We start from the raw sequence: 14,824 nt of genomic DNA, 5'->3' as shown, positions 1-14,824 counted from the left end.
GGTGTCGTGCTGTGGCCCCGGATTCACCGGCGCCCCACTGATGCAACTTACTGAAGCTTTACCTGGTTCCCGTCTCCGGGTCGAGAAGAGGCAGGATATTGACCATGCCCAATGTTTCTCCCTCCGGCCCTCCGATGGCCGCAAGCCCGCTCACCCGCGCGGTCCTCGAGATCGACGAGTACGCGTCGGGTCTCGGCTGGGACCAGCCGGCCCGCCTCTTCGCCCTCGTCGACACCGTGCGGTTGCGCGCCGACGAGCCGGAACTGGCCGCCCAGCTCGGTCTCGGCGGTGACGCGGACGCCGCCCCCCTCACCCCCGTCGAGCAGGACGAGCTGCCCTCCGGCGCCCCGCTCGACGAGTTCCTCGCCACGGTCGCCTGGCCCGACGCCGTCACCGGCTGCGCCCTGACCGTGGAGCGGCTGATGCTGCCGCCGTCCGTCGAGGGCTCCGTCCCCGACGGCCTCGACGAGGCGGGCCTCGCCCGGTGGGTCGCCTCCCACCCGAAGCGTCAGGAGGTCCGCATGACGGTGGCCGTGCTGCGCGACGGCGCGCGGGAGTCGGCCATCCGGCTCCGCGAGAAGGACTCGCCGACGGAGGTCCTCACCGGCGCCGACCTCGTGCCGGGCCTCGCGGAGGCGCTGGCCGCCACGTTCGAGGGCTGACCGCCGTACGCCGGTGGGGGGCGGGCCCGGACCGCGGGGGGAGGCGGCACCGGCCCGCCCCCCGCGCGTACCGGCCCCTCTGCCGGCGCTGCCCGGGCCGGTCCACCGGCGGCTCGCGGGCCGGTCTGCGCGCGATGCCCGGGCCGGTGACCGGCGGCCGCCGCGGGCCGGCGGCCGGGTGCGTCAGCCCGGGGAACAGTCGGGGAGGCCCGCCGTGTCGCCCTTGCGGACCTTCTCCAGGGACTTCACGGCGTCGGCGATGGTGTCGACCTTGATGAGCGTCAGTCCCTCGGGCGTGGCCGGCGCGGCGGAGGGGCAGTTGGCGGCGGGCGTCAGGAAGTAGCGCGCACCGGCCTCGCGCGCCCCCACGAGCTTCATCTCGATGCCACCGATCGGGCCCACCTTGCCGGTGTCGTCGATGGTCCCCGTGCCGGCCACGAACCGGCCCCCGGTCAGCGCGCCGGGCGTCAGCTTGTCGACGATGCCGAGCGCGAACATCAGGCCGGCGCTCGGGCCGCCCACGTCGTCGAGCTTGATGTCGATCGCGAACGGGAAGGTGTGGTCCCTGCCCGCCTGGATGCCGACGATCGCCCGGTCCGCGTCGGGCGCCCGCTTGGTGGGGACGGTGACGGTCGCGCTGGTGGTGGGCGCGCGGCCCGCCTTCTCCGCTGCGGCGGCGTCCTTCGCGGGGACGATGGTGAAGGTGACCGGCTTGCCGGGCCGCCGCTTGGTGACGATCTTCGCCACGTCCTTGGGGTCGCGCACCGGAGTGCCGTCGACGGACTTGATCACGTCACCGGCGTGCAGCCTGCCCTCGGCGGGGCTGTCCTTCTGGACCGAGGAGACGACCACCCGGGCGGAGACGGGGATGCCCAGCTGCCCGAGCGCGGCGACGCGGGCGCTCTCCTGGGACTGGCTGAACTCCTCGGCGTTCTCCTGCGTGGACTGTTCCGCCGTCTTGCCGTCGGGGTAGAGGGTGTCGTGCGGTACGACGACGGCGTCCTCGGCGATCCATCCCGCGACGGCCTCCACGAGGTTCATCCGGTACTCCGCACCGGTGACCCTGACGGTGGTCATGTTCAGGTGGCCGGAGGTCGGGTACGTCTCGTGGCCGGAGATCCGCAGCACCGGCTCGCCCCTGGCGTCACCCAGCGTGTTGACCGTGGGGCCCGGGCTCATCTCGGAGTAGGGCACCGGGATGAGGACTCCCGCACAGAGCAGCGCGATGAGCGAGAGGGTGGCGGCGAGCATCGTCACGGTGCGGCGTGGCATGGAACGACAGTACGGGACGGGTCTGTCAGTGCACTCGTGGGGCCGGTCCGTCCGTGGTGGCCGTCAGACGGATCCGCCGCTCGAGTGGGTCCGGTCCATGGCGGCGCGGAAGCGGGCGTAACCGGCGAGCTCGGCTATGTCCTCGGTGGTGCGGCTGCGCGCGGCCCAGACGCCCCATATCGCGGCGCCGACAGCGGCGAACAACGGGATGAGCAACCAAGCGAGCGCTGCCATCGCGGCCTCCCGTCCCCTAGAGCGAAGCAAGTGATGATCAGCAGATTAACCGTCCGTGCTCCCCACGCTCGTACCGGGGAGGCGGTTACGCAAATCGGCTGAGCCTCGGTCTCGGGCGACCCGTTCGGCGGGTGCCGGCGGCCGGCCCGTACCGCCGGCCGGGGAGCGCTTCCGGCAGACGGGTACCGCCGACCGGGCGATGCCGTCGGCAGGCGCCGGTGCCACCGCGACCGAGGGACGCCGGCCGGAGGCCGGTACCGCCGATCGGGGGACGCCGACCGCGGGCCGGTCAGCAGGAGCCGACCCACTCCTCGGTGCCGTCCGAGAAGCGCTGGTGCTTCCAGATGGGGACCTCGTGCTTGAGGTCGTCGATCAGCTTCCGGCAGGCCGCGAACGCCTCCGCACGGTGCGGGCAGGACACGGCGACGACCACCGCGAGGTCGCCCACGACCAGGTCGCCCACCCGGTGCACGGCGGCCAGGGCGCGCACGGGGTACTCCGCGACGACCTTCTCGGCGACCCGCCGCAGTTCCGCCTCGGCGGAGGGGTGGCTGGAGTAGCCGAGCGCGTCGACGTCGGCACCCCCGTCGTGGTTGCGCACGGTGCCCACGAACAGCGCGGTCCCGCCGGCCGCGTCGTCGCCGACGGCCCGGAACACCTCGTCCAGGGAGAGCGGGGTGTCGCGGACGGCCAGCAACCGGATCGGGTCGGCGGCGGCCCGCTCGCCGGGGTGGTCGTAGGTGGGTGCCATGCCACCCATCGTGCCGCACACCCCGGCGACGCGGTATTGCCTGTTCGACCGGTGGACGCGCGCGTGCGTTGGAGCCTCCTACAGCGGACGGCGCCGAGGGGCGGCCGTTCCCGCCCCGCACCGGTCGGGCCGGGTCGGGTCGGAGGCCCCGTCCCGGCCGAGGCACCGGTCACCGGTCAGCCCGGGACGGCCGTTCCCGGCCCGCACCGGTCGGGCCGGTCGGGGTCGGGTCGGGTCGGGTCGGGTCGGGTCGGGTCGGGTCGGGTCCGTCGTACGTCGCTACAGGCCGCGGCGCCGGCGGGCACGGCGGACGAGGGCGGCCGTACCGAGCAGGGCCACCGTGGCGCCCGCCGCCCCCGCCGCCGTGGCGTCCTTGCGGCCGAGGCGGCGGCCCGCGACGGTGTGCCGGCCCGCGACCTCCTCCAGGAGCGCGGTCAGCACCTCCTCGTTCGTCCAGCTCGGCCGCCATCCCGCGTCGTGGAGCCGGCCCACGCTCACCACCCACGGGTGCATCGTGTACGCGAGGTCACCGGCCGGTGAGGGGGTGAGCCCGATGCGGTGGAGCCTGGCGGCGGCGCCGAGCGCGACGGCCGACGGCAGCTCCATGCGCCGGATGCCGCTCAGCTCCTCGACCTCCTCCTGCTCCAACCAGCCGTCGCAGCCGACCGCGAACTCCCCCTCGACCTTCTCCAGCGCCGCGTACTCCAGGGCGCTGACCAGGTCCTCCACGTGGCAGAACTGCCAGGCCGGACGGGATCCGGCCACGACGAGCAGCCGCGGCGACTCGAAGTAGCGGGTCAGGGCGGTGTCGGTGCCGCCGACGAGCACGGCGGGGCGCACGACCGTGATGTGCAGGCCGGGGTGCGCGCGTGGCGCCCGGCGGGCCAGGCGCTCGATCTCCAGGAGGTCGCCCACACCGGTCGCCTCGGCCGTCGCCCGCAGCTCGGCGTCCTCGGACAGCGGGATGTCGTTGTCCGGGAGGGCGCCGTAGACCATGGCGGAGGTGCACAGCACGGCTCGGCGGACCCCCGCGGCCGCGGCGGCGGTCAGCACCGTCTGCGTACCGCGCACGTTGTACGCGGTACGGGCGGCGGCGTCCGTCTCCAGGTCCAGGTCGAGGGCGAGGTGCACCACGACGTCCGCGCCGCGCAGCTTCTCGGCGATGGCCGGATCCCGTACGTCCAGGATGTGCCACTGCGCCTCGGCCACCTCGCCGCGGCGCTCGTCGATGGCGATGACCTGCCGGATCTCCTCCGAAGCGGCCAGGCGCCGGGTCAGCATGTCGCCGAGGCCGGACGCGGCGCCCGTGACCGCGACGACGGGCCCCCGGGCGGCGGACGGGGTTGAACGGTTTCGCGCTGCGCGAACCTGCGGATCTGGGGAACTCACCAGGCGTCTCCAGCGGTTGTCTTCAGTACGTACGCGGTCAACGCGCACGCACCAGGTGGCGTCCATCCTGCCGCAGGCACTGCGCCAGTGGAGCACCGAGCCCCAGACCGGCCCGGATGTCTACGCTGGGTGTGATGTCGGGCAGCCGCCGTCGGCAGGAAGCCGGCGGCCCAACGAGCCGAGGAAACCCGTGAGCGACACCCCATTCGGATTCGGCCTTCCCCCGGAGGAGCCGGACGACGGCGACCAGGGCAAGAAGAAGCCCGAGGGTGGTGCCAACCCCTTCGGAGGGTTCGGCGGGCTGCCCGGAGGCCAGGGCGGCGCGGACAATCCGTTCGCCGCCATGTTCGGCTCCTTCAACCCCGCCGACCTGGGCGCGGCCTTCCAGCAGCTCGGCCAGATGCTGAGCTACGAGGGCGGTCCCGTGAACTGGGACATGGCCAAGCAGATCGCCCGGCAGACCGTCTCCCAGGGCGCGCCGGACGGCAGCAAGGACAGCAGCGTGGGCGCCGCCGAGCGGAAGGCCGTCGAGGAGGCGGTCCGCCTGGCCGACCTCTGGCTCGACGGCGTCACGTCGCTGCCGTCCGGTGCGGCCGGTGCCGTCGCCTGGTCCCGCGCGGAGTGGGTCGAGGCGACGCTGCCGGCGTGGCAGCAGCTCGTGGACCCCGTCGCGGAGCGCGTCGGCACCGCCATGGGCGACGTGCTGCCGCAGGAGATGCAGGCCATGGCGGGCCCGCTGATCGGCATGATGCGCTCCATGGGCGGCGCCATGTTCGGCCAGCAGATCGGGCACGCCGTGGGCGCGCTCGCCGGCGAGGTGGTCGGCTCGACGGACGTCGGGCTGCCGCTCGGCCCGGCCGGCAAGGCCGCGCTGCTGCCGCTCAACGTGGCCGCGTTCGGCCGGGACCTCAGCGTCCCGGAGGACGAGGTCCGGCTGTACCTGGCGCTGCGCGAGGCCGCCCACCAGCGGCTCTTCGCCCACGTGCCGTGGCTGCGCTCGCACCTGTTCGGCGCGGTCGAGGGGTACGCGCGCGGGATCAAGGTCGACACGTCCAAGCTGGAGGACGCGGTCGCGCAGCTCGACCCGAGCAGTCCGGAGCAGCTGCAGGAGGCGCTCCAGCAGGGCATGTTCCAGCCCGAGGACACGGCCGAGCAGAAGGCCGCGCTCGCCCGTCTGGAGACGGCGCTCGCCCTGGTCGAGGGGTGGGTGGACGCGGTGGTGCACGCCGCGGCCGGCTCCCGGCTCACGTCGGCGGACGCGCTGCGCGAGACGCTGCGGCGGCGCCGCGCCTCGGGCGGTCCCGCCGAGCAGACCTTCGCGACGCTGATCGGCCTGGAGCTGCGGCCGCGGCGGCTGCGGGACGCGGCGCGGCTGTGGGCCTCGCTCACCGACGCGCGCGGCGTCGACGGGCGGGACGCGCTGTGGGAGCACCCCGACATGCTGCCGACCGCCTCCGACCTGGACGACCCGGACGGTTTCGTCCACCGGGAGCACATGGACTTCTCCGAGCTGGACAAGATGCTCGGCGAGGCGGCCGGCCGGCCGGACCGGGCCGGCGGCTCCGACCGCTCCGACCGCTCCGACGGCTCCGACGGCTCCTCGGGCGAGGGCACCTCGGGTCAGGGCAGCTCGGGTGAGGGCGATGCGCCGGGCAAGGGCGGCACCCCGGGCCAGGGCGACGCCTCGGGTCAGAGCGACGCCTCGGGTGAGGGCGACAAGGACAAGTGAGCCTGCACACCGACGCGGTCCGCGTACTGGAGGGGTACGGGGACCAGGAAGAGCTGCGCCGGACGTACCTGGATCACCTCGCGGCGCACGAGGACGCCATGTGGAAGGCGTGCGCGGCGGGCCACCTCACCGCCAGCGCCCTGGTCGTGGACCCGGAGCGGGGCAGGGTGCTGCTGACGCTGCACCGGAAGCTGCGCATGTGGCTGCAGATGGGCGGGCACTGCGAGCCCGGCGACCGGACGATGGCCGCGGCGGCGCTGCGGGAGGCGACCGAGGAGTCAGGCATCCCCGGACTGGACCTGCTGCCGGGCGGCCCCGTCCGGCTCGACCGACACGCCACGCCCTGCGCCTGGCACCTCGACGTGCAGTACGCGGCGGTGGCGCCGCCGGACGCGGTGGAGGCCATCAGCGACGAGTCGCTGGACCTGCGCTGGTACGCGTACGACGACGTGGCGGACGTGGCCGACGCGTCGGTGGTCCGGCTGGTCCAGCGAACGCTGACGCGGCTGTAGCGGCGACCGGGGCGGAAAGCCCGGAACCGGAACCGGAAGCCTGGGGCCGGAGCCGGAAGCCCCGAGCCGGGAGGGGCGCCCGCCGTGGAGGCGGGCGCCCCTCCCGCGCGTCGGGCGGGTGCGCGGGGCGGGCGGTGCGGCCGCGTGCGCGCGGGATGCCGGCCCGGCGGGTCCGGCGGGTCCGGCGGGTCCGGCGGGTACGCGGGTTCAGTTCCAGGCGTTGTTCTGGTTCTGCCCGTGCGCGCCGTGCTGGCCGACGCCGAACTGGGCCGCCACGCCCTGCCCGATCTGCGCGCCCTGCGGTGGCATGACCTCGCTGGGCTGGACGAGGGCGAAGCCGTGGCCGAGGAAGTTCAGCTCCCAGCCCTCCCCGGTCGTGCCGCGACGCCGGCGGACGTTCGACGAGTGCGTCTGGGCCTGCATCTGCACCCGTAGCGACGACGACCAGGCGACGATCGCGTCGGCGTCGACGTTGACGTACTTGTCGGGCGTGACCTGCATCATCAGGGGCCGGCCGGACGTCATCAGCGCGACCTGGCCGCGGCCGGAGACGTTCAGCTGGTACTTGCCGGAGCCGGAGATGCCGTACTGGCTGTCCACGGCGATGACCTCGGTGTGCAGCGTCGAATCGAGCGCCAGCACGTAGGCGCTGTCGACGGTCAGCCCGTCCTGGTCGACGTCGACGACGTGGACGTACTGGGCCAGGTTGGCGAGGTAGACGGTGCCCTGCCCGGAACAGCGCATCAGGTCGAGCCCCTCGCCGGTGTGGGCGTGGGCCGTGCGCTGGCTCTGGTTCTGGATCTCGCCGTCGAAGTCCATCAGTCCCTGGTAGGCGACCATGGCGCCCTTGCGGGCGAGGACGTCGTCGTGACCGGTGAGCGCGACCCGCAGGAGCTGCGGGTTCTGCACCGTGTACCGGTCCTGGCTCTGCTGTTCCGTGTGGCTGAAAAGCGGACTCTGCATGATCTGTTCTCGCTCCCCCGGCTCAGTTCCGGACCCGTAGCCGGTCGGTGCTGTCCTCGCTCGGCTGTACGACGACGATGCCCTGGCCCGAGAAGGCCATCTGGTACGCCTCCCCGCTGCCCCGCCCGATGAGGGAGGACGCCTTGAAACTGCGCTTGCCCTTGACCTTCAGGGAAGGCGACCAGGCGATGAGCGCGTCCGGGTCGACGTACGTCTCGTCGTCGCCCCGGCCGCAGTCGACGACGATGGGCGTGCCGCGCGATGTGAGCGCGACCCAGCCGGTGCCGCCGATCTGGACGTTCCACAGGCCCTGGCCGGCGAACTTCGCCATGCCCTTGACGCGCTCGACGCCCCACTGGAGGTGTGCGTCGAAGGCCAGGACGTTCGTGCCGTTCACGGACAGGGCGTCACCGTCGAGGTGGACGACGACGACGTCCGCCCCGTAGTCGGCGAGGTAGAGCAGGCCGTCGCCGGAGCACTTCATGAGGGGCGCGCCCTCACCGGTGACCCAGGAGGAGGCGATCTGCCGCACCGCCGGCGGGTTGGGCTCGTACTGGACGAAGCCCTCGTAGGCGACGACGGAGCCGGTGCGGGCGAACAGGTCCTGGCCGGTGGCCATGGCGACCTTGAGCATGGCGTTGCCGTGGTTCTCCATGCGGGCCGTGACGGGGGTCGGGGCATAGCCCGCGAGCTGCTGGTTCATTCCTCGGGCTCCCTCAGACCTCGTAGGGCTGGACGACGATGAAGTTGCCGGGGGCTCCCCGGAACTGCAGGTTCACGGTCTCGCCGCTGTGGCCCGGGTAGGCGTTGCGGCGCAGCCGGACCTGGCTGGAGAGGACCACCTGGGAGGCGGCCGACCAGGCGACGACCGCGTTGCAGTCGGCGAAGGTGGTGGGCGTGACGGGCAGGACCACCGGGGTGCCCTGCGTCTTCACGACGACCGTGCCGGTGCCGTGGAAGAGCATCGTGAACAGCGCCCCGCCGGGAATGCCGTGCCCCTCGATGCGGCGGACCTCGTGGTGCAGCGACTCGTCGAACGCGAGGACGTTCTCGGCGGAGACGCAGATCCCGTCGCCCTGGAGCTCGATGGGGTGCAGCTGTGCGTTGTTCTCGGCGAGGAAGAGCTGGCCGCGGCCGGTACAGCGCATGAGCTGCATCTCCTGGCCGGTGGCGTTGCCGACGATGCGGCCGGCGAAACCGGCGCCCTTGTAGCCGAACTCGACCTTGCCCTGGTACATGACCATGCTGCCCTGCCGAGCGAGCACGGGCGTCTGGCCCATGGCGAGGTCGACCCGCATGAGCTGCGGGTTCTGCGACGTCCAGCGCTGCCCGGTCGGCGTCTCGCGGTACTTCTGCAGCGCGGCCGCCAACCCGGCACCCTGCGGCGCGCCCTGCGGAACGCCGTGCGGGGCACCGACGGGCGGGGTGCCGACGGGCGGGGCACCGAGGGGCGGCATACCGGCGTGGGGGGTGCCGACGGGCGGCGTCCCCATCGCGGGCTGCTGCCCGTACGCGCCGGGGGCCGGCTGCCCGTACCCGAGCGCCTGACCGTACGGCGCCTGGACCGGTGCTCCGTGTGGCGGCGTCTGCCCGTAGGGGGTGGGCGCGCCGTGCGGCGGGGTCTGCCCGTAGGGGGTGGGCGCGCCGTGCGGCGGGGTCTGCCCGTAGGGGGTGGGCGCGCCGTGCTGCGGCGGCGTCTGCCCATACGGTGCGGGCGCCCCGTGCGGCGGGGTCTGCCCCGGCACCTGCCCGTAGGGGGCCGGCTGCTGGGGGTGCTGCGCCTGTCCGTAGGGCGTGGGCGGCGGCGCGGGTACCTGCGGGGTGGGCGCCTGGGACGGGGATACCTGCGGGGCCACCGCTGCGCCCAGGGGTGCGGCCATCGTGGGTGCCGCGTGCAGCGGCTGCTGCGGCCGGGCCGGGGCGGGGACCGGAGGCTGCTGTGCGGCCGCGGGGGCGCCGAAGGCCGGAGCGGGCTGGGCCGGGGCGGCCGGGCCGGCGGGCGGCGCGAAGGACGGCGCGGCGTGCGGGGGCTGGGGCTGGGGCTGCTGGGGGGCCTGGGGCTGCTGGGGCTCCTCCTCGAGGACCTCGCCGCCGAAGTTCTTCAGCAGCGCGTCGAGGCCGCCGTCGAAACCCTGACCGACCGCGGCGAAGCGCCAGCCGTCCTTGCGGTAGAAGTCACCCAGCATCACCGCGCGCTCGGTGGTGAACTCCGAGCCGCTGAACGCGTACCGGGCCACCTCCTCACCGCCCGCGACGATCCTGAGGTAACCGGCGCCCACCTGCGACATCTGTCCGGCGCCGTCGATGGTGGCCGTGAAGGACAGCTTGTGGATGCCGTCCGGCACACGGTCCAGCGTGACGCGGAAGGACTCGGTGTCACCGGCCTGCGCGCCCAGCAGCTGGATGGACTCCTCGGGGGACTTGGGCTGGTTGAAGAAGACGAAGTACCGGTCGTCCGAGAGCCGCTCGTCGGCGTCGAGGCCGAAGCAGCTGATGTCGAAGGACAGTCCCGGTCCCGCGATCTGCACGCCGACGTACAGATCGGTCCCGGCTGTCAGGTCACTGATCCGGGCCTTGTGGCCCCGTTGGAATTCCCTGGCCATGCGTGAAGACCGTCCCCCATCCCGGAATGTGTGTGCGTCGCGCCAGGCTAACGGCTGGCCACGATGGTGGACCACGCCGGCGACCGGCTCGGTACGTACTCGGTACAGGACCGGGGACGTCAGTCGCCGGACGGACACGGAGGGTGCGGCAGGCGGCCGGCGGCGACCACACCCTCCAGGTAGCCACGCGCCCGCTCGGTCCTCGGATAGGAGTCGAGCAGCTGCCAGAACCGGGGCCCGTGCCCGGGGACGAGCAGGTGGGCCAGCTCGTGCAGCAGCACGTAGTCGACGACGTACTCGGGCATTCCCTGGAGCCGGTGGGACAGCCGGATGCTGCCCTCGGCCGGGGTGCAGGATCCCCAGCGGGTGTTCTGGTTGGTGACCCAGCGGACGGACGCCGGCCGTGCCCGACCGCCGAGGTACTGCGCGGACAGCCGCTCGGCCCGCTCGGCCAGCTCGGAGTCGCCGGGGCGGCGGCGGCTCTCCTGGGCGGCGAGCTTGTCGAGCATCTGGGTCACCCAGCGCCGCTCCTCGGCCTGCGACATCCGGGCGGGGATGAGGACGATGGTGCGGTCGCCCTCGCGGTAGGCCGAGACGGTCCTACGGCGGCGGGTGCTCCTGCGCACCTCGACGGCGGACGTCCGGTCCGCGTGGGACGGGTCGCTGGTGGTGGGGCTGGGCTGGGGGTCGGCGGGCACGACCCGACGGTACCTGCCGGCCGGCTCATTGAAGCCGCTCGGCGGCGTTGACCCCGGCGGTCCGTCCACAGCCCGCAGCATTCGTATGACTGATCGGCCTCCCTGTGGACGACGGCCGGAGGTGATGGCGCCGACGGCGGCATGCTGCATCCACGTGACGAGCGAGGGAGGTGGCGAGGATGCATCCGATGGTGAAGCCGGCGCTGCGGCGCGCATGGCGAGATCTGCAGTGCGTGCAGTTCGGGGTGGCTCCCGCGCACGCGGTGGTGGTGGGCCCGGTGGACACGACGACCGGGAGCCTGCTGGCGCTGCTGGACGGGACGCGCGGGGTGGGTCTGCTGCGGGAGGAGGCGCGGGCGCTCGGGGTGCCGGACGGCTGGTTGGAGGCGTTGCTCGACCGGCTGGCCGCGGCGGGGCTGCTGGACGACACGGCGCCGGGCGACCGGGCGGTGGAGGCCGTGCGGCGGGAGGCCGGCGTGCTCGACCGGATGCGCGCCGATCTCGGGTCGCTCTCGGTGGTGCACCGCGAGCCGGGCGGTGCGATACGGCGCCTGGCCGCGCGCGGCGGCATGCGCGTCCAGGTGAGGGGCGCGGGTCGGGTGGGGGCGGCGGTGGCCGGGCTGCTGTCGGCGTCCGGTGTCGGCCGGGTCGAGGTGATGGACGGCGGGCGGGTCGAGCCGTGGGACGTGGCGCCCGGCGGTTTCCCGGCCGAGTCGGTCGGCGACCGGCGGGACGCGGCGGCCCGGCGGTTGGTGGGCCGGTCGGCACCGGGCGGCGGGCGGGCGCCCCGTGCGCCGACCGGGCCCGAGCCGGGTCTGTCGCTCGTGGTGGTCACACCCCGGGACGGGCTGGCGGCGTACGCCCCGGACCCGGTGGCGGCGGACACCTGGGTGGGGACGGGCACACCGCATCTGTTCGCCGGGGTCGTGGAGGCCACCGGGGTGCTGGGACCGCTGGTGCTGCCGGGCGAGACGGCGTGCGCGCGGTGTGTGGAGATGGGCCGGACGGACGCTGATCCGGCGTGGCCGCGTCTGCTGGCGCAATGGCGGTCGGGGCGCCGGAGTGCGGTGCCGGCCGGGGACGTGAGGCTGTCGGCGGCCGTGGCGGGGCTGGCGGCGGCGCACGCGCTGGCGTTCCTGGACGGGGGTGTGGCGGCGAGTGCGGGGGCGCGGTGGGAGGTGTCGTCACCGTTGCTGGAGTGGCGGGCGCGGCCGCTGCGGCCGCATGGCGGGTGCCCGTGCGGGGCGGCGGACCGGGAACCGTCGGAGGGGGAACGGGAGCGGCCCTCGGGAGTCCGCGGCGGGCAGGACACAATGGCGGGGTAACCGCCGTCGGCGGCGCGTGTCAGGGCAAGGCGGCACGGGAGTCTGGGCTTTGGAGGGGCGTATGTCTGATCTTCCCCGGAAGGCGGTCACCCGGACCGCCAAGTTGGCCGCTCTGCCACTGGGCTTCGCGGGGCGGGCCACGTGGGGGCTGGGCAAGCGGATCGGGGGCAAGTCCGCCGAGATCGTCGCGCGGGAGCTGCAACAGCGCACGGCTGACCAGCTGTTCAAGGTGCTGGGCGAGCTGAAGGGCGGTGCGATGAAGCTCGGGCAGGCACTGTCCGTCTTCGAGTCGGCACTGCCGGAGGAGGTCGCGGGGCCGTATCGGGCCGCCCTGACCAAGCTCCAGGAGGCGGCGCCCCCGATGCCGACGAGGACGGTGCACGCCGCGCTCGCGGAGCGGTTGGGCGAGGACTGGCGTGAGCTGTTCCTGGAGTTCGAGGAGAAGCCGGCGGCCGCGGCCTCGATCGGGCAGGTGCACCGGGCGGTGTGGCACGACGGACGCGAGGTCGCCGTGAAGGTGCAGTACCCGGGGGCGGGTGAGGCGCTGCTGTCGGACCTGGCTCAGCTGAGCCGGTTCGCCCGGCTGTTGGGGCCGCTGGTGCCGGGCATGGACATCAAGCCGCTCATCGCGGAGATGCGCGACCGGGTGTCGGAGGAGCTGGACTACGACCTGGAGGCGCGGGCCCAGCGGGAGCACGCCGCGGAGTTCGCGGACGACCCCGACGTGGTGGTGCCGGACGTGGTGCACCAGTCGGACCAGGTGCTGGTGACGGAGTGGATCGACGGGGTGCCGCTGTCGGAGGTCATAGCGGGCGGCACACCGGAGGAGCGGGACCGGGCGGGCCAGTTGCTGGCGCGGTTCCTGTTCTCGGGCCCCGCTCGGACGGGCCTGCTCCACGCGGACCCGCACCCGGGGAACTTCCGGCTGCTGCCCGGGGAGGACGGCGGTCGGGCGCGGCTGGGAGTGCTGGACTTCGGGACGGTGGACCGGCTTCCGGGCGGGCTGCCGGAGACGATCGGCCTGTGTCTGCGCATGGCCCTGGAGGGCGAGGCGGAAACCGTCTACGAGCTGCTGTGCGACGAGGGGTTCGTGAAGGAGTCCATAGAACTGGACCCGGAGGAGGTGCTCGACTACCTGCTGCCCATCATCGAGCCGGCCGAGGCGGACGAGTTCCTCTTCACGCGCGAGTGGATCCGCTCACAGGCGGCGCGGATCGCCGACCCGCGCTCTCCGGCACACCAGCTGGGCAAGCAGCTGAACCTGCCCCCTGCGTACCTGCTGATCCATCGGGTGACGCTGAGCACGATCGGCGTGCTGTGTCAGCTGAACGCCTCGGTGCGCCTGCGCGACGAGTTGGAGGAGTGGCTGCCGGGGTTCCTGCCGGAGGAGCCGGTGGAGGAACCGGCCTGACCTGACGGGACGCGGCGGCGGCTCGGGCGGCTCCGAGCTCCCGGTCGTGGACTGTGAGCCGGCGGCCGCGGACGTGAGTTCGTCGGCCCTCAGGCGCGCGGGCCGTGGTCCCGCGCGAGGTGGTGACCCGGTGCGCGGGGTGGTGACCCGGTGCGCGGGGTGGTGGTTCGGTGGAGTCACCACCAGCGGCCCGGTGGGTCACCACCAGGCGGAGTCGACTCGGCTCTCGATGGACCGCAGGTGGTCGCGGGCGCACGTGTCGCGGAAGTACAGCCGGGTGCCGTTCTCGACGGAGCAGGTCCAGGTGACGGGGAGGCCGTCGGCGGTCGTGCCGCAGCGTGAGCACACCGCGGCGGCCGAGCGGGGCTGCGCGGGTTCGGGTGTCCGCTCGTTCACCACGAGACGATGACCCCACCGGCCGCCGGATCCCGGGGCGAACGCACCGTGGGGGCCGGTCGGTGAGACCGGCCCCCACGGGATGGGCTGTGGTGATGATCGGGTGCCGCGGCCGGTCGGCTACTGCATGACCGCCATGGCCAGCGCGCGGCGCGCGCGGAGCGAGGCACGCTCCGCGCGCCGCTGCATCCGCCGGGCCGTGATCAGGCGGGCGCCGGCCCGTTGCTCGTCGGCTTCCCGGAGGCGCTCGTGCATATGCGCACGTGCCAGGGCTTCTGGGATGAGTTGCATTTCTCGGGTCCTGTTCTGGCGCGCGGCGTGCGCACCGAGGGTGGTGACGTCAGAAGTCGCGGAGCCCAGGGGCTCGTTGGTGGAAGAGGTCATCGGGGCCTGCTTCTGGGGTTCGTGCGTGAGGGGGCGGTCGATCGTTCCGGTGCCGGTGTTCATGCCGTGACCGGGTTCTTGCGCGGGCGGCCACGCGGCCGCTTGCGGGCGACCACCACGCCCTGGACGAAGAGCTCACCGCCCCAGACGCCCCACGGCTCGCGCCGCTCCTTCGCACCCGCGAGGCAGGCGGTCATGAGCGGGCAGGTGCGGCAGAGGGACTTGGCGTACTCGACGTCCGCCGGCGACTCGGCGAAGAAGACCTCCGGGTCGTAGGAGCGGCACGGTACGGGCACGCCGAGGTTCTCGATGGCGTCGTCGAGCGCGGTGAGCGCAGTGAGGGCGGTCACGTCGTGGTCCTTCATGAGGCCGGGCGGGGAGATCGTGTCGGAAGGCGGTACGGACGGGGCGTGCGCTTCGAGATGCACGGTGGTGTGTTTCCTCGTCTGTCGGTCCGGCGGGTGTGCCGGTGGGCTGGTACCGGGTTCTGCTGGT

16 protein-coding genes are annotated in these 14,824 nt (G+C 73.8%); 5 read left to right on the top strand and 11 right to left on the bottom strand.

The window, feature by feature from the left end; genetic code table 11:
* Positions 1-104: 104 nt before the first annotated feature.
* A complete protein-coding gene (locus NRO40_RS19915) occupies positions 105-662 on the top strand; it encodes a PPA1309 family protein (RefSeq protein WP_058940664.1) in 558 nt (185 codons plus the stop codon).
* Positions 663-845: 183 nt separating this feature from the next.
* Here the strand turns inward: NRO40_RS19915 and NRO40_RS19910 are convergent, their stop codons facing one another.
* The 4 genes from NRO40_RS19910 to NRO40_RS19895 all read right to left on the bottom strand — a co-directional run bounded on the left by NRO40_RS19910 (position 846) and on the right by NRO40_RS19895 (position 4,308).
* Positions 846-1,934: a YlbL family protein gene (locus NRO40_RS19910; RefSeq protein WP_058940663.1), complete on the bottom strand. Its 1,089-nt coding sequence runs from the start codon at positions 1,932-1,934 to the stop codon at positions 846-848.
* Positions 1,935-1,997: 63 nt separating this feature from the next.
* Complete coding sequence (locus NRO40_RS19905; RefSeq protein WP_198549256.1) at positions 1,998-2,168, bottom strand: hypothetical protein; 171 nt, start codon at positions 2,166-2,168, stop codon at positions 1,998-2,000.
* Positions 2,169-2,457: 289 nt separating this feature from the next.
* Positions 2,458-2,919: a molybdenum cofactor biosynthesis protein MoaE gene (locus NRO40_RS19900; RefSeq protein ID WP_058940662.1), complete on the bottom strand. Its 462-nt coding sequence runs from the start codon at positions 2,917-2,919 to the stop codon at positions 2,458-2,460.
* 279 nt (positions 2,920-3,198) lie between these two features.
* Positions 3,199-4,308, bottom strand: a complete 1,110-nt coding sequence (locus tag NRO40_RS19895; RefSeq protein ID WP_058940661.1) for an SDR family oxidoreductase — start codon at positions 4,306-4,308, stop codon at positions 3,199-3,201.
* Between the two features lie 190 nt (positions 4,309-4,498).
* On the opposite strand from NRO40_RS19895, the gene NRO40_RS19890 reads away from it, so the two are divergent.
* Positions 4,499-6,037 carry a zinc-dependent metalloprotease gene (locus tag NRO40_RS19890; protein ID WP_079046821.1) on the top strand — a complete coding sequence of 513 codons (1,539 nt, stop codon included), beginning with the start codon at positions 4,499-4,501 and terminating at the stop codon, positions 6,035-6,037.
* Complete coding sequence (locus NRO40_RS19885) at positions 6,034-6,549, top strand: NUDIX hydrolase (protein WP_058940660.1); 516 nt, start codon at positions 6,034-6,036, stop codon at positions 6,547-6,549. Before NRO40_RS19890 ends, NRO40_RS19885 begins: the two co-directional genes overlap by 4 nt.
* Before the next feature lie 207 nt (positions 6,550-6,756).
* Here the strand turns inward: NRO40_RS19885 and NRO40_RS19880 are convergent, their stop codons facing one another.
* The 4 genes from NRO40_RS19880 to NRO40_RS19865 all read right to left on the bottom strand — a co-directional run bounded on the left by NRO40_RS19880 (position 6,757) and on the right by NRO40_RS19865 (position 10,813).
* The gene (locus tag NRO40_RS19880) at positions 6,757-7,512 is read right to left on the bottom strand and encodes an AIM24 family protein (RefSeq protein ID WP_058940659.1); all 756 of its coding nucleotides are present in this window, start codon (positions 7,510-7,512) and stop codon (positions 6,757-6,759) included.
* Between the two features lie 22 nt (positions 7,513-7,534).
* Positions 7,535-8,215, bottom strand: a complete 681-nt coding sequence (locus tag NRO40_RS19875; protein WP_058940658.1) for an AIM24 family protein — start codon at positions 8,213-8,215, stop codon at positions 7,535-7,537.
* Positions 8,216-8,228: 13 nt separating this feature from the next.
* On the bottom strand, positions 8,229-10,115 hold the full coding sequence (locus tag NRO40_RS19870; protein WP_058940657.1) for a TerD family protein: 1,887 nt from the start codon (positions 10,113-10,115) through the stop codon (positions 8,229-8,231).
* Positions 10,116-10,234: 119 nt separating this feature from the next.
* Positions 10,235-10,813 carry a M48 metallopeptidase family protein gene (locus tag NRO40_RS19865; RefSeq protein ID WP_058940656.1) on the bottom strand — a complete coding sequence of 193 codons (579 nt, stop codon included), beginning with the start codon at positions 10,811-10,813 and terminating at the stop codon, positions 10,235-10,237.
* A 179-nt stretch (positions 10,814-10,992) separates the two neighbouring features.
* On the opposite strand from NRO40_RS19865, the gene NRO40_RS19860 reads away from it, so the two are divergent.
* Both NRO40_RS19860 and NRO40_RS19855 read left to right on the top strand, forming a co-directional pair.
* Positions 10,993-12,138 (top strand): ThiF family adenylyltransferase, encoded by a 1,146-nt coding sequence (locus NRO40_RS19860; protein WP_058940696.1) that lies wholly within the window; start codon positions 10,993-10,995, stop codon positions 12,136-12,138.
* A 61-nt stretch (positions 12,139-12,199) separates the two neighbouring features.
* Entirely contained in the window at positions 12,200-13,549 is a 1,350-nt protein-coding gene (locus tag NRO40_RS19855; protein WP_058940655.1) for an ABC1 kinase family protein, read from the top strand.
* A gap of 198 nt (positions 13,550-13,747) precedes the next feature.
* On the opposite strand, the gene NRO40_RS19850 is transcribed toward NRO40_RS19855, so the two are convergent.
* From NRO40_RS19850 to NRO40_RS19840, 3 genes are all read right to left on the bottom strand, one after another.
* On the bottom strand, positions 13,748-13,945 hold the full coding sequence (locus tag NRO40_RS19850; protein WP_408057030.1) for a hypothetical protein: 198 nt from the start codon (positions 13,943-13,945) through the stop codon (positions 13,748-13,750).
* A 120-nt stretch (positions 13,946-14,065) separates the two neighbouring features.
* Complete coding sequence (locus NRO40_RS19845; RefSeq protein WP_058940653.1) at positions 14,066-14,392, bottom strand: hypothetical protein; 327 nt, start codon at positions 14,390-14,392, stop codon at positions 14,066-14,068.
* Positions 14,389-14,757 carry a WhiB family transcriptional regulator gene (locus NRO40_RS19840; protein ID WP_058940652.1) on the bottom strand — a complete coding sequence of 123 codons (369 nt, stop codon included), beginning with the start codon at positions 14,755-14,757 and terminating at the stop codon, positions 14,389-14,391. The genes NRO40_RS19845 and NRO40_RS19840 overlap by 4 nt, the downstream gene beginning before the upstream one ends.
* Between the last annotated feature and the right edge of the window lie 67 nt (positions 14,758-14,824).

This window comes from Streptomyces changanensis (genome assembly GCF_024600715.1).
In the GTDB taxonomy this organism is placed as follows: Bacteria; Actinomycetota; Actinomycetes; order Streptomycetales; family Streptomycetaceae; genus Streptomyces; species Streptomyces changanensis.
This window is presented reverse-complemented; position numbering and strand designations above follow the sequence as displayed.

What these genes read in the sequence shown, in the direction of transcription:
- NRO40_RS19845 (WP_058940653.1), bottom strand. Translation starts at nt 14,392, where the DNA reads ATGAACACCGGCACCGGAACGATCGACCGCCCCCTCACGCACGAACCC.
- NRO40_RS19860 (WP_058940696.1), top strand. Translation starts at nt 10,993, where the DNA reads ATGCATCCGATGGTGAAGCCGGCGCTGCGGCGCGCATGGCGAGATCTG.
- NRO40_RS19875 (WP_058940658.1), bottom strand. Translation starts at nt 8,215, where the DNA reads ATGAACCAGCAGCTCGCGGGCTATGCCCCGACCCCCGTCACGGCCCGC.
- NRO40_RS19855 (WP_058940655.1), top strand. Translation starts at nt 12,200, where the DNA reads ATGTCTGATCTTCCCCGGAAGGCGGTCACCCGGACCGCCAAGTTGGCC.
- NRO40_RS19900 (WP_058940662.1), bottom strand. Translation starts at nt 2,919, where the DNA reads ATGGCACCCACCTACGACCACCCCGGCGAGCGGGCCGCCGCCGACCCG.
- NRO40_RS19905 (WP_198549256.1), bottom strand. Translation starts at nt 2,168, where the DNA reads ATGGCAGCGCTCGCTTGGTTGCTCATCCCGTTGTTCGCCGCTGTCGGC.
- NRO40_RS19870 (WP_058940657.1), bottom strand. Translation starts at nt 10,115, where the DNA reads ATGGCCAGGGAATTCCAACGGGGCCACAAGGCCCGGATCAGTGACCTG.
- NRO40_RS19910 (WP_058940663.1), bottom strand. Translation starts at nt 1,934, where the DNA reads ATGCCACGCCGCACCGTGACGATGCTCGCCGCCACCCTCTCGCTCATC.
- NRO40_RS19880 (WP_058940659.1), bottom strand. Translation starts at nt 7,512, where the DNA reads ATGCAGAGTCCGCTTTTCAGCCACACGGAACAGCAGAGCCAGGACCGG.
- NRO40_RS19915 (WP_058940664.1), top strand. Translation starts at nt 105, where the DNA reads ATGCCCAATGTTTCTCCCTCCGGCCCTCCGATGGCCGCAAGCCCGCTC.